Raw genomic sequence first — 2,602 nt, 5'->3', positions numbered from 1 at the left:
GGAGACCGCACGAAAGGTGCGCTCTCTCTCGTCGAGACCCCATCAACCGGAGAGCCGGATGCGGGAAATCCGCCCGTCCGGTTCGGAGGGAGGGGTGACGCTCGTGTGTCATCCCTACCCCTATCTCCGGCTCGATTCTTGAATCATCCGTGCGGGCTGTGGGATTAGGGCGGCCCATTCGAGGTTGCCGGGTGATTCGCAAGTCGATTACATTCGGCACGGCTCGGTCGGGTGAGAGGTTTGGCGCACGACACAATCAATGAAAAAAACTGCCTCGAAATCTATCAGCGCGGACGATTTGCACCTCTTCAACGAGGGCACTCATTTCCACCTCTACGAAAAGCTGGGGGCGCATCTGAGTGAACGCGACGGCGTGGCCGGCGCGCATTTTGCCGTCTGGGCGCCCAATGCGGAATATGTCTCGGTCATCGGCGATTTCAACCATTGGGACAAAGGCAGCCATCCGCTCCGCTCCAAGGGCAGTTCCGGAATCTGGGAGGGCTTTGTGCCCGGCATCCCGCATGGCGCCACTTACAAGTATCACATCGCTTCGCGCTTCAACGGCTATCGGGTCGATAAGGCGGACCCGGTCGGGTTTTATCATCAAACGCCGCCGGCGACGGCCTCGCGCGTGTGGGATTTGAAATACGACTGGCAGGACCAGTCCTGGATGAAGGAGCGCGGCTCGCGTTCCAAACACAGCAGCCCCATCTCAATCTACGAAGTACATCTGGGTTCGTGGATGCGCGTGCCGGATGAAAACAATCGCCATCTCACCTACCGCGAACTGGCTCCCCAGCTTGCCGATTACGTGAAGCGGATGGGATTCACGCACGTCGAGTTTTTGCCCGTCACCGAACATCCGTTTTACGGTTCGTGGGGGTATCAGACGACCGGTTACTTCGCGCCGACGGGCCGTTACGGGACGCCGCAAGATTTGATGTATCTGATCGATTGCCTGCACCAGCACGGCATCGGCGTCATCCTCGATTGGGTGCCTTCGCATTTTCCCTGCGACGAGCACGGGCTGATTTACTTCGACGGCACGCATCTCTACGAGCACATGGACATGCGGAAGGGGTTTCACCCGGATTGGAACAGCTACATCTTCAATTACGGGCGCCACGAAGTCCGGAGCTTTCTCATCAGCAGCGCGTTCTTCTGGCTCGACAAATATCACATCGACGGCCTCCGCGTGGACGCAGTTGCTTCCATGCTCTATCTCGATTACTCCCGCAAAGCGGGCGAATGGATTCCCAACGAATACGGCGGGCGCGAGAACCTGGAAGCGATCGATTTCCTGCGCCGCTTCAATCTCGAAGCCTATAAGCATTTCCCGGATGTCCAGACCATCGCCGAGGAATCGACCGCGTGGCCGATGGTGTCGCGCCCGCTTTACGTGGGCGGGCTGGGCTTCGGCTTCAAATGGGACATGGGCTGGATGCACGATGCGCTGACGTATTTCACGAAGGACCCCGTCCATCGCAAGTATCATCACAACGAGATGACCTTCCGCGGCATGTATGCCTTCACAGAGAATTTCGTGCTGCCGTTGTCGCACGATGAGGTTGTGCATCTGAAAGGTTCGCTGATCACCAAGATGCCCAGAGATGAGTGGCAAAAGTTCGCCAACTTGCGGCTCCTGTTTGCCTACATGTACGCGCAGAACGGCAAGAAACTCCTGTTCATGGGCGGCGAGTTCGGGCAATGGCCCGAATGGAATCACGAATCGAGCCTGGACTGGCACGTCACGCAATACGCCTTCCACGGCGGCCTGCAACGATTGGTCGCGGACCTAAACCAGCTCTACCGAACTGAGCCTGCGCTTCATGAAGGCGATGCTGATCCGGCCGGATTCAGTTGGATCGATTGCCATAACGCCGAGGAAAGCACATTGAGCTGGGCGCGCTACGGAGTCGCCACCCCGGACGCCATCGTGATCGTGTGCAATTTCACGCCGGTCCCGCGCTCGAATTTCCGAATCGGCGTGCCGCGCCCTGGCCATTGGAAGGAGATTCTGAACACGGATGCCAGGGACTACGCAGGCAGCGGGCAAGGCAACTTCGGGGGCGTGGACGCCGTGCCGTTTTCGTGGCATGGCCAGCCGTGCATGATCACGATCACGCTCCCGCCGCTGGGCGCGGTGATGTTCAAGCACGGGCCGCTCCCTTGAGAGAGGGGTCTGGAGTTTGGGCTTCTTAAACCTCCCCAATGCCACTTACTGCAAGACCTCGTCGTCATGTCTCCTTTGATGACGAGGGAGAAAGATGAGGCATGACCGCCTTGGGATCACACTACCTTGGTCGTGGGCGATGTTCCTTTTCTGTGTGGGCGCCGCGAGCACGCCAGGTCGAAGTTCATCTTGTTGGCAGAGGAGAACGGTTCGCGCAATTGAGGGGCGCCAAGGACGGTTATCTCGCGGCGATTCTCAACGGAATCAAGCCCGGCGCGCGATACTTTTATCGGCTCGACGGCCAGCGCGAGTTCCCTGATCCGGCGTCCCGCCTCCAGCCCGCGGGCGTGCATGGACCGTCCGCGGTGATTGACCCGAACTTCACCTGGGATGACCAGGGTTGGACCGGCCTGCCGCTGCGGGATTACA

General features: G+C 59.2%; 2 protein-coding genes. Both read left to right on the top strand.

The features are described 5' to 3' along the window. Window positions 1-259: 259 nt before the first annotated feature. Window positions 260-2,173 carry a 1,4-alpha-glucan branching protein GlgB gene (gene glgB, locus FJ398_27135; GenBank protein MBM3841552.1) on the top strand — a complete coding sequence of 638 codons (1,914 nt, stop codon included), beginning with the start codon at window positions 260-262 and terminating at the stop codon, window positions 2,171-2,173. Window positions 2,174-2,274: 101 nt separating this feature from the next. Beyond that, window positions 2,275-2,602: malto-oligosyltrehalose trehalohydrolase (locus FJ398_27130; protein ID MBM3841551.1), on the top strand; the 328-nt coding region annotated here is incomplete at its 3' end.

It is taken from the genome of Verrucomicrobiota bacterium (genome assembly GCA_016871535.1).
Classification (GTDB): domain Bacteria; phylum Verrucomicrobiota; class Verrucomicrobiia; order Limisphaerales; family SIBE01; genus VHCZ01.
The sequence above is the reverse complement of the archived record's forward strand: the minus strand, read 5'-3'. Positions and strand labels throughout refer to the sequence as shown.